15 protein-coding genes are annotated in these 19,218 nt (G+C 38.6%); 10 read left to right on the forward strand and 5 right to left on the reverse strand.

The genetic code is table 11. From position 1 onward, the window contains the following. Window positions 1-293: 293 nt before the first annotated feature. From HMPREF9072_RS01175 to HMPREF9072_RS01185, 3 genes are read left to right on the forward strand one after another with little or no spacing between them, the layout of a single operon-like run. Window positions 294-1,712 (forward strand): L-serine ammonia-lyase, encoded by a 1,419-nt coding sequence (locus HMPREF9072_RS01175; RefSeq protein WP_034565984.1) that lies wholly within the window; start codon window positions 294-296, stop codon window positions 1,710-1,712. Between the two features lie 25 nt (window positions 1,713-1,737). Further along, a complete protein-coding gene (folP, locus tag HMPREF9072_RS01180; RefSeq protein WP_009410116.1) occupies window positions 1,738-2,556 on the forward strand; it encodes a dihydropteroate synthase in 819 nt (272 codons plus the stop codon). Continuing rightward, window positions 2,553-3,329 carry a diadenylate cyclase gene (locus HMPREF9072_RS01185; protein WP_002672484.1) on the forward strand — a complete coding sequence of 259 codons (777 nt, stop codon included), beginning with the start codon at window positions 2,553-2,555 and terminating at the stop codon, window positions 3,327-3,329. Before folP ends, HMPREF9072_RS01185 begins: the two co-directional genes overlap by 4 nt. 98 nt (window positions 3,330-3,427) lie before the next feature. Here the strand turns inward: HMPREF9072_RS01185 and HMPREF9072_RS01190 are convergent, their stop codons facing one another. Further along, entirely contained in the window at window positions 3,428-4,039 is a 612-nt protein-coding gene (locus tag HMPREF9072_RS01190; protein ID WP_009410117.1) for a fumarylacetoacetate hydrolase family protein, read from the reverse strand. 413 nt (window positions 4,040-4,452) lie between these two features. Here HMPREF9072_RS01190 and HMPREF9072_RS01195 point away from each other — a divergent pair, with 413 nt between their 5' ends. Further along, window positions 4,453-6,798: a thiamine pyrophosphate-dependent enzyme gene (locus HMPREF9072_RS01195; RefSeq protein ID WP_009410118.1), complete on the forward strand. Its 2,346-nt coding sequence runs from the start codon at window positions 4,453-4,455 to the stop codon at window positions 6,796-6,798. Here HMPREF9072_RS01195 and HMPREF9072_RS01200 read toward each other — a convergent pair. After that, window positions 6,793-7,179 carry an RNA-binding S4 domain-containing protein gene (locus HMPREF9072_RS01200; RefSeq protein ID WP_002672472.1) on the reverse strand — a complete coding sequence of 129 codons (387 nt, stop codon included), beginning with the start codon at window positions 7,177-7,179 and terminating at the stop codon, window positions 6,793-6,795. The two genes, HMPREF9072_RS01195 and HMPREF9072_RS01200, sit on opposite strands and share 6 nt — an antisense overlap. 80 nt (window positions 7,180-7,259) lie before the next feature. Between HMPREF9072_RS01200 and HMPREF9072_RS01205 the strand changes: the two genes are divergently transcribed. Together HMPREF9072_RS01205 and HMPREF9072_RS01210 are read left to right on the forward strand one after the other, a co-directional pair. Next, the gene (locus HMPREF9072_RS01205; protein ID WP_009410119.1) at window positions 7,260-8,093 is read left to right on the forward strand and encodes an FKBP-type peptidyl-prolyl cis-trans isomerase; all 834 of its coding nucleotides are present in this window, start codon (window positions 7,260-7,262) and stop codon (window positions 8,091-8,093) included. Window position 8,094: 1 nt separating this feature from the next. Next, a complete protein-coding gene (locus HMPREF9072_RS01210; protein WP_034565986.1) occupies window positions 8,095-8,799 on the forward strand; it encodes a phosphatidylcholine/phosphatidylserine synthase in 705 nt (234 codons plus the stop codon). Here the strand turns inward: HMPREF9072_RS01210 and HMPREF9072_RS01215 are convergent. The 3 genes from HMPREF9072_RS01215 to HMPREF9072_RS01225 all read right to left on the reverse strand — a co-directional run bounded on the left by HMPREF9072_RS01215 (window position 8,785) and on the right by HMPREF9072_RS01225 (window position 14,203). Beyond that, complete coding sequence (locus HMPREF9072_RS01215; RefSeq protein ID WP_009410121.1) at window positions 8,785-10,695, reverse strand: ComEC/Rec2 family competence protein; 1,911 nt, start codon at window positions 10,693-10,695, stop codon at window positions 8,785-8,787. The two genes, HMPREF9072_RS01210 and HMPREF9072_RS01215, sit on opposite strands and share 15 nt — an antisense overlap. After that, entirely contained in the window at window positions 10,692-11,606 is a 915-nt protein-coding gene (locus tag HMPREF9072_RS01220; protein ID WP_009410122.1) for a C40 family peptidase, read from the reverse strand. The genes HMPREF9072_RS01215 and HMPREF9072_RS01220 overlap by 4 nt, the downstream gene beginning before the upstream one ends. A 65-nt stretch (window positions 11,607-11,671) precedes the next feature. Further along, window positions 11,672-14,203, reverse strand: coding sequence for an ATP-dependent Clp protease ATP-binding subunit (locus HMPREF9072_RS01225; protein ID WP_009410123.1), 2,532 nt, complete (start codon window positions 14,201-14,203; stop codon window positions 11,672-11,674). A gap of 201 nt (window positions 14,204-14,404) precedes the next feature. Here HMPREF9072_RS01225 and HMPREF9072_RS01230 point away from each other — a divergent pair, with 201 nt between their 5' ends. The 4 genes from HMPREF9072_RS01230 (at window position 14,405) to HMPREF9072_RS01245 (ending at window position 19,178) form a co-directional block, all read left to right on the forward strand. Further along, window positions 14,405-15,214: a M48 family metallopeptidase gene (locus HMPREF9072_RS01230; RefSeq protein WP_009410124.1), complete on the forward strand. Its 810-nt coding sequence runs from the start codon at window positions 14,405-14,407 to the stop codon at window positions 15,212-15,214. Window positions 15,215-16,179: 965 nt separating this feature from the next. After that, a complete protein-coding gene (locus HMPREF9072_RS01235) occupies window positions 16,180-17,130 on the forward strand; it encodes a hypothetical protein (protein ID WP_009410127.1) in 951 nt (316 codons plus the stop codon). Window positions 17,131-17,181: 51 nt separating this feature from the next. Further along, the gene (gene murG / locus HMPREF9072_RS01240) at window positions 17,182-18,264 is read left to right on the forward strand and encodes an undecaprenyldiphospho-muramoylpentapeptide beta-N-acetylglucosaminyltransferase (RefSeq protein ID WP_009410128.1); all 1,083 of its coding nucleotides are present in this window, start codon (window positions 17,182-17,184) and stop codon (window positions 18,262-18,264) included. Between the two features lie 5 nt (window positions 18,265-18,269). Further along, a complete protein-coding gene (locus HMPREF9072_RS01245) occupies window positions 18,270-19,178 on the forward strand; it encodes a hypothetical protein (RefSeq protein WP_009410129.1) in 909 nt (302 codons plus the stop codon). The last annotated feature ends 40 nt before the right edge of the window (window positions 19,179-19,218 follow it).

Below are 19,218 nucleotides of genomic sequence, written 5' to 3' on the forward strand. Positions count from 1 at the left end.
TTCATTCTTTATCTGCCCGTGCGGCTCGCACCGTTCATTGTTCGTCTTACTTTTCCATTATTATACTCCCTCTCCTTGGGAGAGGGTTGGGGAGAGGATATTCTGTCCGCTGATTCTTCGTTAGAGGTTTAGAGGAAATTTTATTAATCATTTTTGTTCAAATTCTACACCCAAGCTATACTTCTTTTACTTCACTAATTTAGTGTGTTTTATCTAAAATGCTAATTTTCAAATTTGCTAATTTGCTAATTTCTCTCTATTTTTGCATTCTTATAAAGTCTTATAACGAAAAAATGGAGCAGATAAGTGTATTCGATATGCTAAAAATAGGGGTAGGTCCTTCCAGCTCTCACACTTTGGGTCCTTGGCGTGCTGCTGAGGCTTTTCTCAAAGAATTGAGAGAGAAGCACCTCCTAACCCGCACAACCAAAGTGCACGTAGATTTATATGGCTCACTCTCTCTCACAGGCAAAGGTCACGCTACCGATTTGGCAGTAATGTTAGGTCTCAGTGGTGCCGACCCTGAGTATGTGCCTATTGAGAGTTTAGACGTGATTATTACGGCTATTACTAATAATCAAGAGCTCTATTTGGGCAATGAGAGCATCATTAGCTTCAATCCTAAGGAAGACATTATTTTCAATAGAGATTTTTTGCCTTTTCACCCCAATGGGCTTACTTTTACAGCTGAAGGCGAGGGGTTCAGTTATGTTTCTACTTTCTACTCAGTAGGGGGTGGTTTTATAGTAAAAGAAGGAGAACAAGCAACAGCCAAGGAAGATACTCAGCGAAATTTCCCTTTCCCTATTGATAAAGCTGAGCAACTCATTAGCTATTGTTGTCAAGAAGGAAAGAAAATATCCGAAATCGTCTATGAAAACGAAAAAGCCTTGCGTACTGAGGAGCAAATCCATAGCGAACTGATGCGTATATGGCATACAATGTTGGAATGTACTTATATAGGTTGTCATACCGAGGGTGTACTTCCTGGCGGTTTACACGTGCGCCGTCGTGCTTATGATATCCACAAGAACCTCATAGGGGTAGTCACCTACGATAGTCCAGAGAATTGGCTGAACTCTATCAAGAAAACGAATATCAAGTTTCGCGAAATCCTTAAATGGGTAAGTTGTTTTTCGCTAGCAGTTAATGAAGTGAATGCTTCGTTGGGGCGTGTAGTTACGGCACCTACCAATGGTAGTGCAGGGGTGATTCCCGCCGTGTTACTCTACTACATAACTATCGAAAACCAACAAGCTACCGAGGAGCAAATTCAGCAATTCTTATTGGTAGCGGGCGAAATAGGCAGTCTCTTCAAAAAAGGGGCAACCATTTCAGCAGCTATGGGCGGTTGTCAAGCCGAAATAGGTGTATCTTCCGCAATGGCGGCAGGTGCGCTCTGCGAACTCTTGGGTGGTTCTCCTGAGCAGGTACTCATCGCTGCCGAAATAGCAATGGAACACCACTTGGGGCTTACTTGCGACCCTATTGGCGGATTGGTGCAAATCCCTTGTATCGAGCGCAATGCTATGGGGGCAATCAAAGCAATTAACGCTGCCGAATTGGCTATCGAAACCGACCCTAAGAATGCGAAAGTACCCTTAGACAAGGTTATCAATACTATGTGGCAAACTGCCAAAGATATGAACTCTAAATACAAAGAAACCTCAGAAGGGGGCTTAGCGGTAGCTGTAAATATGGCCGACTGTTAATCTAACAACTAATAACTAACAATTAATGACAATAAACTGTAAAGGAGAACTCCTCTCTATGGATACCCCGCGAGTGATGGGAATCCTCAATCATACCCCCGACTCTTTCTACGAAGGAAGTCGTGTAACCGAAAAAACGCTCTTACAACGCGCAGAAATAATGCTCGCTCACGGCGCAGATTTTATTGATGTGGGTGGTTATAGCACCCGTCCCAATGCACCCGAAGTCTCACAAACCGAAGAACTCAGTAGAGTAGTGCCCGTAGTGCGCTCTTTGGTGCAACATTTCCCCGAGATACGTATCTCGGTAGATACTTTCCGCAGTGAGGTAGCACGCCAATCGCTCTTAGAAGGAGCTTGTATTATCAACGATATTTCTGCCGGACTCTTAGATGAGCAGATGTTGGCTACAGTAGCGCAATTTCAGGTGCCTTATATTGCGATGCACCTCGTAGGTACACCCCAAACAATGCAACAGCACACCGATTATAAGGATATCATCAGTGATATGCGCTACTATTTTTCTGAGCGCAAAGCCAAAGCCTTGCAAGCGGGGATTAACGATTTTATAGTAGATGTAGGCTTTGGTTTCTCTAAAACCTTAGACCAAAATTATGAAGTGTTGAAGCACTTAGAGCTATTCCATAGCTTTGGTTGTCCGCTATTGGTAGGTTTTTCCCGCAAGTCGATGTTGTACAAATTGTTAAACACTGACCCTGCTGGTGCGCTGAATGCTACGACAGTAGTCAATACCATAGCCCTGATGAAAGGGGCACACATTTTGCGGGTACACGATGTAAAAGAAGCTAAAGAATGTGTAACACTCTTTGAAAAAATACAATGAAACTATTCGATATTTTAGACTTTACAATCGTCGATGCGATTGACATAGTGTTGTTTGCAGCCCTCTTGTACTACCTCTACCGATTGATTCGAGGCACGGTAGCCATTAATATTTTTATGGGTATTGTGATTATCTACTTGATATGGAAGATTACCGAAGCTTTGCAAATGCAGTTGCTCAGTAGTATATTAGGTCAGTTCATTGGGGTAGGAGTCTTCGCACTGATAGTTGTATTCCAGCAGGAAATACGTCGCTTCTTGCTCACCATTGGTTCTACCAATATCACTGCACGCAACAAGCTACACCGTGCTTTTCACTTCTTCAAAGAGAAGGAAATTCTGCTTAATATTGAGAGTTTGATAAATGTATGTCAGAAGTTAGCCAGTACCAATACAGGGGCACTTATTGTTTTGGAACACAATATGCCTCTCGACTTTGTAACCCAAACTGGCGACAAGGTGAATATAGAGTTCTCCGAGCCTATTATCGAAAGTATCTTTTATAAGAATAGTCCGCTACACGATGGAGCCATCGTGATAAAGGGTAATCATATTATAGCTACAAGAGTAATACTGCCTGTTGCAAGTGAAATCAACTTGCCTAAACGCTATGGTTTGCGTCATCGTGCCGCCATTTCTATCACCGAGAAAACAGACGCTACTGCCTTAGTCGTTTCTGAAGAAACCGGACACATTTCCTACTTCAAGAATGGCGCCTTTGTAAAGTTCAAGAATAACGATGAACTCATCAAAGCTGTACAATCCGATTTTTAATTGCTTGTCGCACTACAACCTTTTTCAGATAGCGAGCTTCAAGCATTCACTGGCTTTGGGGCTTTTAGGGCTAATCGTTAAATTTGCTAATTTCCAAATTATCTAATTTTCAAACTAAATCCTTTCTCTCCCATTAAAAATCCTTCTAACACATCACCTACTGCTACTCTCCCTGCACCTTTAGGTGTTCCCGTAAAGATAAGGTCTCCCTTGCGAAGGGTAAAGAACTGCGATACCTCCGAGATGATAACGTCAAAACCTCTCAGCATTTGTGTCGTATTGCCCTTTTGTACAGTAGAGCCATTTTTGTCTAAGTGAAACTGAATAGAGGAAGAACTCTCAAAAGTTTCTTTAGAGACAAACTTTCCTACGATAGCTGAGCCATCAAAAGCCTTCGCCAGCTCCCACGGTAGTCCTTTTTGACTCAATTCCACTTGCAGGTCGCAAGCAGTAAAGTCAATGCCCACCGCAATCTCGTCGTAATATTTATGTGCAAATTTTTCCGAAATACACTTTCCATTCTGGTTGATTTTGAGTACTAATTCTATTTCGTAATGCAAATTCTGTGTAAAATCAGGAAGGTAGTAAGGAATTTCGAGGTTATGAATAGCCGTATCAGGCTTCATAAATACCACTATGGGCTGAACCGTTGTTTTATCAAATGTTTCGATAGTCTCGCGGTAATTTTTACCTATACAAATAATTTTCATATTTATTTTAATGTGAGTTTGATATAAAAAATACTATTTTTCAATCGCTTTTACGTTGTTACAATTCCTTCTTAGGAATAAGGTCTTGAGGCAAAAAGCGCCTTTCTTTATTATTTATAATTTGGTTTTCTTTCCTTTGGGAAAGGTTTTATTTTATAAAATCTGTGAGAGGTTTTAAAGTAACAAAACACCTATTTGTTCAATTTAAAAAATAGTTTATCGTGATAAGAATACGCTTCATATGCAATGATTTCCCATTACTGAAATATAGCTTATAGATTGCAAAAGTAAAAATAAAAACTGTATTATGTTTGTATATTTAAAAAAAAAGTAATACATTTGCCCGAGTTTTTTGTAACAAAACAAAAATGATTATGAAATAAAACAAATATTATTTTAATAAGATATAACCAATGAAAAAAGAAGATATTTTAGAAGACTATGGCATCGCTGTTCTCAGTAGAGAATGTAGTTTGATGGGAAGAAAAGAAGTGCTTACTGGTAAAGCAAAATTTGGTATTTTTGGTGATGGGAAAGAAGTCCCCCAAGTAGCAATGGCGAGAGCCTTTCAGTATGGAGACTTTCGGAGTGGTTATTATCGAGACCAAACCCTTATGATGGCTCTTGGGGTACATACAGTTGAAAATTTCTTTGCTGGACTGTATGCTCACGCTGATATAAAAGCAGACCCCACCAGTGCCGGACGCCAAATGGGTGGACACTTTGCTACTCATAGTTTAGATGAAGAGGGAAATTGGAAAGATTTATTAAAACAAAAGAATAGTAGTAGCGACATATCGTGTACTGCGGGACAAATGCCTCGTTTATTAGGTTTAGCGCAAGCCTCTAAAGTATATCGTGAGTTACCTAATGCTGAAAGTAAAGGTTTCTCAAATCATGGTAATGAAGTAGCTTGGGGTACTATTGGTAATGCAAGCACCAGTGAAGGACACTTTTTTGAAACTCTTAATGCTGCGGGCGTAATGCAAGTGCCAATGGTAATTTCGGTTTGGGATGACGAATATGGCATTTCAGTCCCTAAGGAATACCACACTACCAAAGAGAGTATCTCTGAAGTGATGAAAGGCTTCCAACGAGATGCCAACCACAAAGGATTTGAAATATTCGTTGCTAAAGGTTGGGATTATCCCACTTTGTACGATATTTATCAGAAAGCAGCTAAAATTGCTCGTAAAGAGCACGTGCCTGTGTTGGTACACGTAAAAGAACTTACACAACCCCAAGGACACTCTACCTCAGGCTCTCACGAACGCTATAAAAGTGCTGAACGTTTGCAATGGGAAAAGGATTTTGACTGTATTACCAAAATGCGTGAATGGATATTAGCGAAAGGATATGCTACTGAAGAGGAATTGCAGACAATAGAAGAAGCAGCTAAAAAGCGCGTACGTGATGGCAAGAAAAAAGCTTGGGAAGCGTATATGAAACCTATGGAAACAGAACGCAAGGAACTTTTGCAATTACTCAATAGCATACAACCTAAAAGTATCTTTGCTACAGAATTATCTCAAATTCCAACTCTTTCTCGTAAGGTAATAATGAATGTAGCACGTAAAGCATTGCGACAGTTCTTAAAAGAGAATAAAGAAGTATCGAACTTGCGTACTTGGATAACTAACTATATAGCAACTAATGAACCTAAGTATAGCAAACACTTGTATACTGAAGGAACTCATAATGTTATGAAAATAGCAGAAGTAGCTCCTATATATGAACCAGATGCTAAACTTGTTGATGCAAGACTGATCCTACGTGAGAACTTTGATGCATTACTTACCAAGTACCCTAACCTTTTGATATTTGGCGAAGATGTAGGTAATATAGGCGATGTAAACCAAGGTTTGGAAGGTTTACAAAAGAAACACGGAGCTATAAGAGTAGCTGATACAAGTATTCGTGAAACGACTATTATAGGACAAGGAATAGGCTTGGCTATGCGTGGTTTACGTCCTATTGCCGAAATTCAGTACTTAGATTATATTCTCTACGGTCTTCAAACTCTTAGTGATGATTTAGCTACCTTACATTATCGTACCTTTGGTAGACAATCAGCCCCTTTGATTGTTAGAACACGAGGACACCGTTTAGAAGGAATATGGCACGCTGGTTCACCTATGGGGATACTTTTACACGCTCTTCGTGGTGTGTGTATTCTTACTCCTCGCAATATGGTGAGGGCAGCAGGGTTCTACAATACACTCTTAGAAGGTAATCAACCTGCGGTAGTGGTGGAATGTCTTAATGGTTACCGCCTGAAAGAACCAATGCCTACGAATCTCGCTGAGTTCAAAACGCCTATTGGAGTAGTCGAAACACTTCGTGAAGGAAAAGATATTACAGTTGTATCTTATGGCTCTACTTTGCGCATCGTGTGTGAAGTTGCCGATGAGTTAGTTTCTATGGGTATTGATATAGAGATTATAGATGCACAATCCTTAGCACCATTCGATGTGCGTCACGATATAGTGAAGAGTATACAGAAAACCAATCGACTGTTGGTTGTAGATGAAGATATGCCTGGGGCTACTTCGGCATATATTTTGCAGAAGATTGTAGAAGAGCAAAATGCTTATCAGTATTTGGATAGTGCGCCACAAACCTTAGCAGCAGGTAATCACCGCCCTGCATATGCAACCGATGGTGATTATTTCTCTAAACCTAATGCCGATAGCATTATTGAGAAGATATACAGTATAATGCACGAAGCTAATCCTGAAAAATATCCAACCTTGTTATAATTCATTATCTTCTTGAAAGTCATTCAAGAGATTATCAATAGCACGGCGATCTTTTTTAGTAGGGCGACCTTCACCTTTCTCGCGATAATAGTCTTGCGCAAGTTTTTGTATTTCGGCTTGTTCAAAAGCCTCAGGAGGCGTGTTGTCTTGGCGATAAAGGTCTACTAACTTAGCCCCCACACGGCTCTCAGGGATATCTAAGACCTCTATTTGGTAGTTGATTTGGTTCTTACGCACTACTATTTGGTCGTTTTTGTAAATTTCCCTTGAGGGTTTTGCAGTCTCACCATTCACTTTGATGTGTCCTTTTTTGCAGGCTTCAGTAGCTATATTACGTGTTTTGAAGTAACGCACACACCATAAATACTTATCAATTCGCATTCTTTTGTGATTTTAGAAAAATAATAAGTGCAAAAATAATAAATAATTGTATCTTATACTAAGAAATAAAGAAATTTTATATGATGAATAAATTTATATTTGCTATTAGCACAATAGGTTTGCTATTTGCTGTTTCGTGTAAGAAAAATGAAAACTCTAATGTAACACCTCCACGTGATGTTACAGAGGTGAGAAATGAGAATAATCAAAGTATTGAAACATTCTTAAAAACGCATACTTACACTTTTTCAGCAACAACTACTATTTCTGAAACGGTTACCTTTGCAACAACCTCTAATACTACAGCATCTATCTTCAATGATAGCAAGCTAAAACGATTGGAATTAGATGTCTATGATGCTAATAATACTCTTGTACGTCATACGCTTTACTATCTTATTTTGCAAGAGGGGACAGGAACTACCACTACTATTGCTGATTCAGTATATGTGAATTATAAAGGACAATTATTAGATTTAAGTGTATTTGATGAAACAACAACACAATCTACTTCTAATTGGATGGATCTTATAGGTAATATTGTTACCAACAAGCCTTCAGGTACTATTAGAGGTTTTAGGGAGGGTGTTGCTCAACTAAGAGCATCGGCTACAGGACTTACAAACAATAGTGATGGTACTCTAAATGCTCCTACTGATGGAGGAGTTGGAGTTTTCTTTATTCCTTCAGGTTTAGGCTATTTCAATAACAGACAAGCTAAAATACCTGCTTATTCACCTTTAATTTTTACGGTAAGACTTATTGCTACACGTCGTGCCGACCACGATCACGATGGTAAACCTTCTATAAATGAGATTGTGCGTAATGAATATGGCGTGATAACTTATCCTGATTGTGATGCTAATAAGGATACTTCATACCTTCCAGATTATTTAGATGCCGATTGTAAGTAGAATGAAGAAGTATGTCCCTAATCTTATCACTTTATCCAATCTCCTTTGCGGAACAGTAGCGATCGTCTTTGCCGTAAGAGGAACGATTGATTGGGCTGCTTTGTTTGTGGCAATAGGTATCTTCCTCGATTTTTTTGATGGTTTCTTTGCTCGTTTGCTACACGTAAAATCCGAAATGGGCTTACAGTTAGATTCCTTAGCCGATATGGTTACTTCTGGAGTAGTTCCTGGTATTGTGATGTTTCAGCTGTTGAATAATAGTACCTATGTATTGCAAACTGAGGGAACTTTTGCTATGTTGTTGCCTTATGTTGGTTTCCTTATTACTTTAGCTTCTGCCTATCGATTGGCGAATTTTAATATAGACACACGGCAGACATCTGGCTTTATAGGGCTTCCTACCCCAGCTAATACAATGTTTATTCTTTCTTTGCCTCTTATATTACAATATCAGCCTACTGAATTATTCGATAGTTTATTGCATAATATGTGGGTCTTGTTAGGGATTACTTTGTTGAGTGCTTACTTGTTGAATGCTGAAATAGCACTCTTTGCGTTGAAGTTTAGCGATTATTCTTTTAAGAATAATGCGTTGAAATATATATTCTTAGCGCTTTGCGTAATTTTACTTCTAAGTTTAAAAATAATTGCTATTCCGCTAATTATTTTATTGTACATTATTCTTTCCTTACTACCTAAGCGATAAATCTCGTTTCATTCTATCCAAATTGATTTTAGGTTTCTGTAAGAAGATAATACTATCGATAATTACTTGCTTGGATTTTGGGTATACCCCTAAACTATCCATTAGCAAGTAGTTTTTTTGTTTGAAACGCAATATATAAGGCATCTTCTTAAGCTCGATATTGCTGATACCTTTATTTTTTATGTAGTTCATTACTACAGGATCAGGAGAAATTGTATCTGTTTGATAGATACTTAGTTTATCACCTTGTCTAATAGTGATTACTTTCTGTTTATATTTGCTGAAAACTAGCATTTCTTCAGTAGTTTCTAATTGATATTTGTGATAGAAAAGTACCCCTTGAAATAAAATAACAGATAAGAGAAGTGCTACCAATACTTTGTATTTCCTATAATGTACAAAAACAATGAGTATGAACACCGTCAATAAGGAAGAAAGAAGTAGGGGAGTAGTAAAAGGTATGTTGCGTATGATAAACATTTCTTGATGGGCTATAAATGCTACCAAAAAGTTCATTAAAGCGATTAATTTTTCTAAGACGAAGACTATGGCATAAGGCAAAATACCAAAACTTCCCAAACATAAGGCAATGATACCTCCTATGAGTATAGGTTGTAATAAAGGTACTACTACCAAGTTAGAAACGAAAAACAATATAGGAAACTGGTGAAAATAGTACAAACTGATAGGTAAAACTACTATTTGAGCAGATAATCCTACCAAAAATAGAGACCATATCCATTGTAGGTATTTATTCTCAGGTTGCCACCATTTGCGCATCACAGGGTAGAATTTCATTATAGAAAATACCGCTGCATAACTCAGCTGAAAGCCTACATCATACAAATAGTAAGGATTGATAAGCAACAGAAATAACATTGAGAGCATTAACGCATCAAACCTGCCTTGTTTCCTACGTATAAGAGTACTCAATCCTACAAAGCTGAACATTACAGTAGCCCTCAGTACCGAAGGAGAGGCGCCTGCTATGAAAGCAAAAGTCCATAAGCCTGCTAATAGTATAAAGTATCGCAATGGACGATAAAAACCTAAATTAGGCATCTTTTGCAGTAATAAAAGGAGTATAGCAGTAATAATCCCTACGTGTAATCCCGAAATAGCTAAGATATGCACCGCTCCCGCATCAACATAATGTTGATAGACTTCGTTATCTAAATCAGTGCGTTTTCCTAAGAGTAGTGTTTTTAACAGAGCAGAAGACTCTTGATTAAAATGTTTGTCTATTACAATAGCTAAATGAGAGCGTGTTCTCGCAATACTCCCCATAAAACCTGTTGTATTATTTTTAACAACAGAAAAAGCAACTACTTCTGTTCGCCCATATACACCTTTTCGCTCCATATACCGTTTATAGTTGAATTGATATGGATTTTTAGGAGGAGATATAGGAGTATATTTGCCTACAAAAACCAATCTATCTGTTGGAGCTAATGTTTTCACATCATCGGTAATTGTTTTAGAAGGAAAAAAGCACAGAATTTTTCCTTCTGTACTTGTATGGTTAGCCGTTAAGAGCTCGGCTTTAAAGGTAGTACCGTAATCTGTTTGTGAAGTTTGCTCTATTATGTCAGCTTCTAAAGTGTAATACTCATTAGCATTTAGTTTTTGTGTGTAATGCTTAGAGTTATAGGTGGGGGTATGAAGGATCGTTATCAGTATACCCACTGCTACGGAAGTGAGACCTACGTGTATTACAATTCCGTGACGAAAAGCATATCGTTTGGTAGCTAAAAACTGATGTATTGCCAAAGTGAGCAGTAAGCATATACAACTACTTATTGCAAATAAAAAAGAGGGAGCTATTACATCAGTAATAGCAATCCCTCCTATGAGTCCTAATAAGATAGTTAATATGGGAGTATTTACAAATCTCACATTACACGTTTTGCCATACGAAATGTTTTCTTGTAATATTCATCACTTAATGAAGAAATCACAACTCCTCTTTTAGAGGAAGAGTGTATGAATTTAATATCTCCATCTATATCTACTACCATACCTACGTGTGATATTCTGCTTTTCCTAGTCGTTCTGAAGAAAAGTAAATCGCCTACTTTTACATCTTCCAAGTCAATTTTAGTTCCTTGTGTAGCCATTTCTTGTGAGGAACGAGATAATGGTACTGAAATAGATTTGAAAGTAGTACTCACAAAACCAGAACAATCCATACCATTACGGGTAACACCTCCGTGTCTGTAAGGAGTTCCTAAATATGAGAAAGCTGTATCTAATAATACTTTCTGTTGTTTGGTATCTGCTTTACTTTTAGAGAGTGCAGTAAGCGCTATATCGGTAGTTTCATAGCTTTCAGGTTCCTCAAATAGTTCTTCGTCTTCTAAGTCGTCTTCCAATTCAGTGTCTGCGAGAGTATTCTCAGCGTATTGTTTTAGGGCTTTATTACCGGTGTGTTTTTTAGGAGCATATCTCTTACTCTTAGCAATAGCTATATCTGCTTTTACAGGCTTTTTCTTTTTATCAGTTATAGCTATAGCTATAGCTCTCTTAACAGAAGCTTTTTTTACAGACTTTTTAGCAGAATGATGAGCTACACTGCGTTTAGGAGGTAACTTATGACGTTTTTTAGCTGTTGAAGCCACTCTGGTGGTAGCTTTTTTCCCTTTCTTAGGAGGAGAAAATGTTTTCTTTTTGGGCTTGCTCTTATTTTCCACAGCCTTTGTGGTAGCTGTATTTACAACTACACTCTTTTCGGTATTCTTTACTGCCTCTGAAAAGGAAGATAAGCTGAGTAGTAGTGTAAATAAACCTAAAATTCTTAATACGTACATAGTAATTTGAGCGTTTAAATTCTGAACTTTGAGGGAACGCCTAAAAGTTCAAAAGGTTGATGTTATTAAATAAGTTCTTTTTGCGTTATTATGAGGTTTTCTCCTTTCTCATCTAAATCAAAGTGAATGCTATCGCCTTCGTGCACTTGGTTAGATACTATTTCTTCGGCTAATATGTCTTCTACATATTTTTGAATAGCGCGTTTCAAAGGTCGAGCACCATATTGTTTGTCATAGCCTTTATCTGCAATGAATTCTTTTGCTTTCTGGCTGAGTTGTACTCCATAGCCTAAATCGTTGATACGTGAGTACAGTTTAGAAAGTTCAATATCGATAATTTTAAAGATATCTTCTTTACTAAGAGGATTGAAAGTAATCACATCGTCAATACGGTTTAGAAACTCAGGAGCAAATACCTTTTTCAAAGCATTTTCGACAATAGATTTCTCATTAGCTTCAGATTGGGCTATTCTTGCTGAAGTGCCAAAACCAACACCTTGCCCAAAATCTTTTACTTGACGAGCTCCTATATTAGAGGTCATAATGATGATAGTATTTCTAAAATTAATCTTTCGTCCTAAACTATCAGTTAAGAAACCATCGTCAAGCACTTGTAAAAGCATATTGAAAACATCGGGGTGTGCTTTTTCTATCTCATCTAAAAGCACCACAGAATAAGGTTTGCGACGTATTTTCTCGGTGAGCTGACCGCCTTCTTCATAACCTACATACCCTGGAGGAGCTCCTATGAGACGAGAAACTGAAAACTTCTCCATATACTCACTCATATCAATGCGTACCATTGTTTCTTCTGAATCGAAAAGTTCTTTGGCAAGCACTTTAGCGAGTTGCGTTTTTCCAACTCCTGTTTGTCCTAAAAAGATGAAAGAGCCTATAGGTTTATTTGGGTCTTTTAAGCCTGTACGATTGCGTTTGATAGATTTCACTACCTTTTCTACCGCTTCATCTTGACCAATGATTTTGGATTTCATTATCTCGGATAATCCTGAGAGTTTGCTCATTTCAGTTTGAGCAATTCTGTTTACAGGTACGCCGCTCATCATTGAGACTACATCGGCAATATGGTCGGCGGTTACTACATCACGGTGTTGTTTAGATTCTTCGTCCCATTTCTTATTCATTTCAACTAATGAATTTTCGATAATTTTCTCGTTATCGCGCAAACGGGCAGCTTCTTCAAACTGCTGACGTGAAACAGCTCTGTTTTTGGCTTGAGTAGCTTGTTCTAAACGTTCTTCCAATTCCACGATATATTGTGGAACTTTTACTTGCATAATATGTATTCTTGCACCAGCTTCGTCTAAGGCATCAAGAGCTTTATCGGGCAAATAACGGTCGGTAAGATAACGATTGGTGAGCTTTACACAAGCCTCAATAGCCTCATCGGTATAGGTTACGTTGTGATGTTCTTCGTATTTTCCTTTTATATTACGAAGGATTTGTATGGTTTCATCTACGCTTGTTGGTTCGATGATTACTTTTTGGAAACGGCGTTCTAAGGCGCCATCTTTTTCAATAGATTGACGATATTCATCTAAGGTAGTAGCTCCAATACATTGTATTTCACCACGTGCTAAGGCAGGTTTAAACATATTAGAGGCATCTAAGCTACCTGAGGCGCCACCAGCTCCCACTAAGGTGTGAATTTCATCAATAAAAAGAATGATATCTTTATTCTTTTCGAGTTCACTCATTATGGCTTTAAGGCGTTCTTCAAACTGTCCGCGATATTTAGTTCCAGCTACTAACGAAGCTAAATCGAGTGTTACCACACGTTTGTTATACAATACTCGTGCCACTTTTTTCTGAATAATGCGCAAAGCTAATCCTTCGGCGATGGCGCTTTTACCAACACCAGGTTCACCGATGAGTATTGGGTTATTCTTCTTACGGCGACTCAATATTTGGGATACGCGTTCTATTTCCTTCTCGCGACCTACTACGGGGTCTAAACTACCTTGTTCGGCTAAAGCAGTTAAATCTCTACCAAAATTATCTAACACAGTGAGTTTTCGTTGCCCATATTGCCCCCCTTGATTGGGTTGCTGACCTTTGTAACCCGATTTGTTTTCGTGAGGTAAACTATAGTCTCGGTCGTATTCGTCAACTTCATCGGTGGGAGATGAGACTTGATAATTATCGTCGCGTATGGGTTGGAATTTATCTCTTGCTACTTCATAATTTACGCCTAGCTTGTTGAAAACTTTAGTAGTAGGGTCGTTTTCGTTACGCAAAATGCTTAGTAATAGATGAGCTGTATTAATCATATCATTCTGGGAGCGTTTTGCTTCTAAGTAAGTAGCCTGCATTGCTCTTTCGGCTTGTACGGTGAAATGAACGGCATTGAAGTTAGGAGGGTTGAGACCACGTGCAGAAGTGAGCGTGTGGATGTTTTGGCGCAGTCTTTCCATATCGATATTTAAACTGTGCATTAAATCGATTGCACTACCTTCACCTTCTTGCAATATGGCTAACACAAAGTGCTCAGTGCCTACCGTAGATTGCCCTAAGCGAATGGCTTCTTCTTTGCTATATGTGAATATCCTTTTAACTCTTGGTGAAAAGTTATCGTTCATAAAATCTCCTCTTGTTTTGTATTAAATAGTTGGGTAGTAACAAAAACTATTCCATTTCTCCCTATCAGGGAAAAAGATAGTCTTCTACACTGCGGGCAAAGGTACGAAAAAAAATATTAATACGAAAGAAAAATATAAAAATATTTTGTTTTAACCATAGAAAAGCATAAATTTGCGCCATTATTATTAAAAGAATTTCAAATGAAAAATTTTATCTTAATTGCAATGTCTATAGGACTATTTTCTATGGGACAAGCTCAAAAAATCAATTTAGGGAAAGCCGCAAGTGCCGTTACAAAAGGAGCACAAGCTTTATCATTTACTAATGAAGATGCTAAAAGGCTTTCAAAGGAATCAGTAGACTGGATGGATGCTCATAATCCGGTAGCAGGCAAAAACAGTCCGTATACTAAACGCTTGAATCGTGTGTTTGGGAAACACCAAAATGAGGACGGTTTGAAGCTCAATTACAAAGTGTATCTGGTAACCGATATCAATGCGTTTGCTTGTGCTGATGGGAGTGTGCGTGTGTTTTCATCGTTGATGGATTTGATGACTGATGATGAATTATTGGCAGTTATCGGTCACGAAATAGGTCACGTGAAGAATGAGGACACTAAAGATGCTATCAAATCTGCTTATATGCGTGCTGCTGCACAAGATGCTGCAAGCTCGGCTTCGGGGGTTGTAAGAAAACTAAGCGACACTGAATTGGGTGAAATGGCTAATGCTATCCTTGATGCTAAACACAGTAAAAAACAAGAATCACAAGCCGATGAATATTCTTACAATTTTATGAAGAAACACGGTTATAATGTGGTGGCTGTTTATACAGCATTTAAGAAATTGGCTTTGCTTTCAGGTGGAGCAACCCAAAGTAAATTCCAAAAGATGATGAGTTCACACCCTGATAGCGAGAAACGTGCTGAAGCGGCTAAAAAAAGAGCTATCAAAGATGGGCTTTGGAAAGACCCAGGAGAAGTTACCTTGCCTAAAACGCCTATCAAATAAACTGTTTTATTAGTAAAAAGTACGATAAAAATAAGAATACCTCCAAAAAGCTATTCGCTTTTTGGAGGTTTTTTATTAGTGATTAATGATTAGTGGTTAATGGTTAATTAGGTGGGGGCTTATGCAAAGCTTATAGGATAGATGAATAAAGAGTGGGTCTACAGTGGGTCTACAGTGGGTCTACAGTGGGTCTACAGTGGGTCTATAGTGGGTCTATAGTGGGTCTATAGTGGGTCTACAGTGGTTTAAGAATGAACAAAAAACAAATTCAAAATAAGGATATAATGGAGATAAGAAAGAGACTATTGGGAGCTTTCAACTTTGCCAAAAATACCAAATCAATGACGAGTGACAGTGTGGCGAAAGCCCCCGAACCCCCGAAGGGGGACAAGCTTTAAAAGAAAACCGATGCGAGGTCGTAGCACGATAGGCAGAGCGAGCCACACGGGCAGTCGTAGCACGACAGACAGATAATGAAAAGACGAACAAAATATCCTCTCCCCAGCCCTCTCCCAAGGAGAGGGAGTGTAGTAACGGAAAAGTGAGATGAAGGAATGACGAACAAAAGACGGTGCGAGCCGCACGGGCAGATAAACAAAAGACGAACAAAGAACGAAGAAAACCTCCCCCTAACCCCCTCCAAAGGGGGAATCACAGCGACGTAAAGACGAAGAAAAGACGAAGAAAAGACGAACGAATGATGAACAAAAGATGAAAGTAAGTTAGAGTTGAAATAGAGATAAAAAGAAGGTTAGAGGAAGGCTTTAACTTTGCTAAAGTTTTAAATTTTGGTAAAGTTCATAATATTAAAGCGAAGAAAGAATGGGGTAAATGCGAAAGCTGAGGGAGAAAGGGTAGATTTTGATTTTTCAGATGATTTTTTGAAGCAGTTTGCAATAAAAATAGTACCTTTGCACTTTCAGAATAAAATTGTTTAACAAATGAAAAGAATATTATACCTATGTATGGCAATCGTTTTTATAGCTTGCCATAAAAACAATGACGAAGTTCCCCAACCAGACCCTAATAAACCTACCCCTGATAAGCCAATTCCAGACAAACCCAAGCCTGATAATCCCAAACCTAATACCCCTACGAATGCCTATTTGTATGGCATTACTATAGATGACAGTTGGGAGGAAACCGGAGTTACTGTTCAGCAGATTGTAAGTGCTATAAAGGCGATGCCTGTAAAGCCTACGGTGCGCATTGTGATGTCTAAGAAAACAGCGATAACAAATTACAAACCGCTTTTTTCGGCCGTTCATCAAGTAGCTTATGTGATGGCAACACCAGCCGATTCAGAAGATATGAAAGGTTACAAAACTGTGGATAGTTATGTAAAGAGATTTCAAGATTCGTATAAAGAACTCTCGGCATATACGGATTTTTGGGAAGTGGGCAATGAAATTAACGGAGAAGGTTGGATGGGTGACAACCCTCAGTTTATTGCCGATAAAGCCTATGGTGCTTATAAGTTTATCCGCAGTAAAAATGCGAAAACAGTGCTTGTGAGCTACTATTTTAAACCAGGTGACCAAAAGGTGACGATGGAGGATTGGCTAAAAAGATATATCCCCGAAGATATGAAAAAGGAGTTGGATTACGTGTTAGTAAGCTATTACGAAGATGATAACGGCAATTACCAACCTAATTGGCAAGAAGTATTTAACAATTTAGAGTCTATTTTTCCGAGTGTTAAATTGGGCATAGGGGAGTGTGGCAATAACGATTATAAGAAGTACTCTGTACAGAGTAAAGTGCAAAGAGCTAAGCACTATTATTCGATGCCTAAATATGTAAAGAACTACGTGGGCGGTTATTTTTGGTGGTATTGGGTACAGGACTGTGTACCTCATCAAAACAGTGAAGTTTTTAAGGCTATCAACAGCAGTATTAAGCAAACGCTTAAATAATATTGCTTTTTGTGAAGATTTGCGTACCTTTGCACCAAATTAGAACGAGAAATGAAAAAGTTTATCATATCAGGAGGAGGTACAGGCGGGCATATTTTTCCTGCTATCGCTATTGCCGATGAATTGAAAAGACGTATTCCAGATGCCGACATTCTGTTTGTGGGCGCCAAAGACCGTATGGAGATGCAAAAGGTACCACAGGCGGGTTATTCTATTGAAGGGCTTTGGATTTCGGGCATTCAGCGTAAAATTACCTTGCAGAACCTGCTATTTCCCTTAAAATTCATCAGTAGCTTGCTGAAATCTCGGAGCATTATCAAGCGTTTTAAACCCGATGCCGTAATAGGTACCGGAGGTTTTGCCAGCGGTGCTGTGGTGAAGGTAGCAGGCGGAATGGGTATTCCTACTTTCATTCAAGAACAGAATTCGTATGCAGGTATTACCAACAAAATGCTTTCTAAAAAGGCAAAAAAAATATGTGTGGCTTACGATGCAATGGAACAGTTCTTCCCCAAAGAGAAAATCGTAAAAACAGGTAATCCTATTCGCGGTGGGCTCTTGGATATAGCAAAGCACCGCACAGAAGGACTGACATATTTTCAGCTGAACCCTGAGCAAAAAACGTTGTTGATATTAGGGGGTAGTTTGGGAGCCAGACGCATCAATCAGCTGGTAGAAGAGCAGTTGCCTTTATTTGAAAAACTTGGGGTACAAGTGTTATGGCAGTGTGGCAAACTGTATTATGAAGAGTACAAGAAATATGAAAGCGAGCGAGTGAAAGTTTTAGCTTTTATTGATAAAATGGAGTTGGCTTATGCTGTTGCCGATGTAATTATCTCTCGCGCAGGAGCCAGCTCGGTGAGCGAATTGTGTGTAGTGGGAAAACCTGTGATATTTATTCCTTCGCCTAATGTGGCAGAAGACCACCAGACCAAAAATGCACGAGCTATTGAGCAAAAACAGGCTGCTATTTTGTTACGCGAAACTGATTTAGGCACTACTTTTGCTACTACTTTTACTGAACTCATAAACGACGAGGCAAAACAGCAGAGCCTGTCGCAACACATTAAGACGTTGGCTTTGCCTAATGCTACTGAGGAAATAGTAAATATTATCTTAGAAAATAAGAATTAAAACAGATGAAGAGACTTTTTACATTTATAGCACTGGGGTGTGCCGCATTTACTTTTGCGCAAAACCAATTGGGAAAGCAGTTTTTTATAGATACTAAAAGCGATGAATTTAAAAGAGGCATCGTGGAAGTGAAGGAATACGTAAATTACGACGCATATTTGCAGTTACAAAGAAACCTTAAATCGGGCAATTCGGCAGGTATTAATAGCGATATGATTCGCCAAGCATATATGACGCGAAAGGTAGTTCTGCCGAAAGGAAATTACGTTATTGACAACGATGAACAGCGCTTTGAATTCGAGATAGGCAACAACGGGCAGTTTGTAGGTGAAGGACAGTTTGAAAACAAGGAAAAAAACCTAAAATCTACCTATATCTTCGCCAATGGGAAACTCTCGGAAATACACATATTCAATACCGAAGGTAGATTGCGCAAGAAAAACATCTTCAAAGGGAACATTATTGAAGGACACGTGTTTGACCACGCTGGTAAGCTTGCTCAAAAGATAGAAATACACACCAACTTGAAGGAAGGAGCTGACCAAGTGGTTACTACTTACCACAAGAATGGCAACCCCAGCAAAGAAGTGAATACTATCAAGAGTACTACGAAGGAATTTTACCAAAATGGGAAGCTGAAATTAGACCAAGTGGATAGCAAAATCACTACTAAATATGACCCAACTGGGAAAATTACTGAAAAATGGTATGTTACTGAAAACGGCAATTGTCGTGAAACTTATGACAAAGGAGTAATTAGCCAAAAAACTTGTGAAGACCGCAGTACAAAAGAGACTACTGTTTCCATCTACAAGAATGGAAAATTAGACAATTACACTGTAACTGATACTAAGAAAAAGGAAGTTCGCAAATACGATGCTTCAAAAAAGCTAATAGAAACTAAAAAATTATGAGGTAATTGAGTGAAGAATTAAAAACTCTTACCTCTTACTT

This window comes from Capnocytophaga sp. oral taxon 324 str. F0483 (assembly GCF_000318315.2).
Taxonomy (GTDB): Bacteria; Bacteroidota; Bacteroidia; order Flavobacteriales; family Flavobacteriaceae; genus Capnocytophaga; species Capnocytophaga ochracea.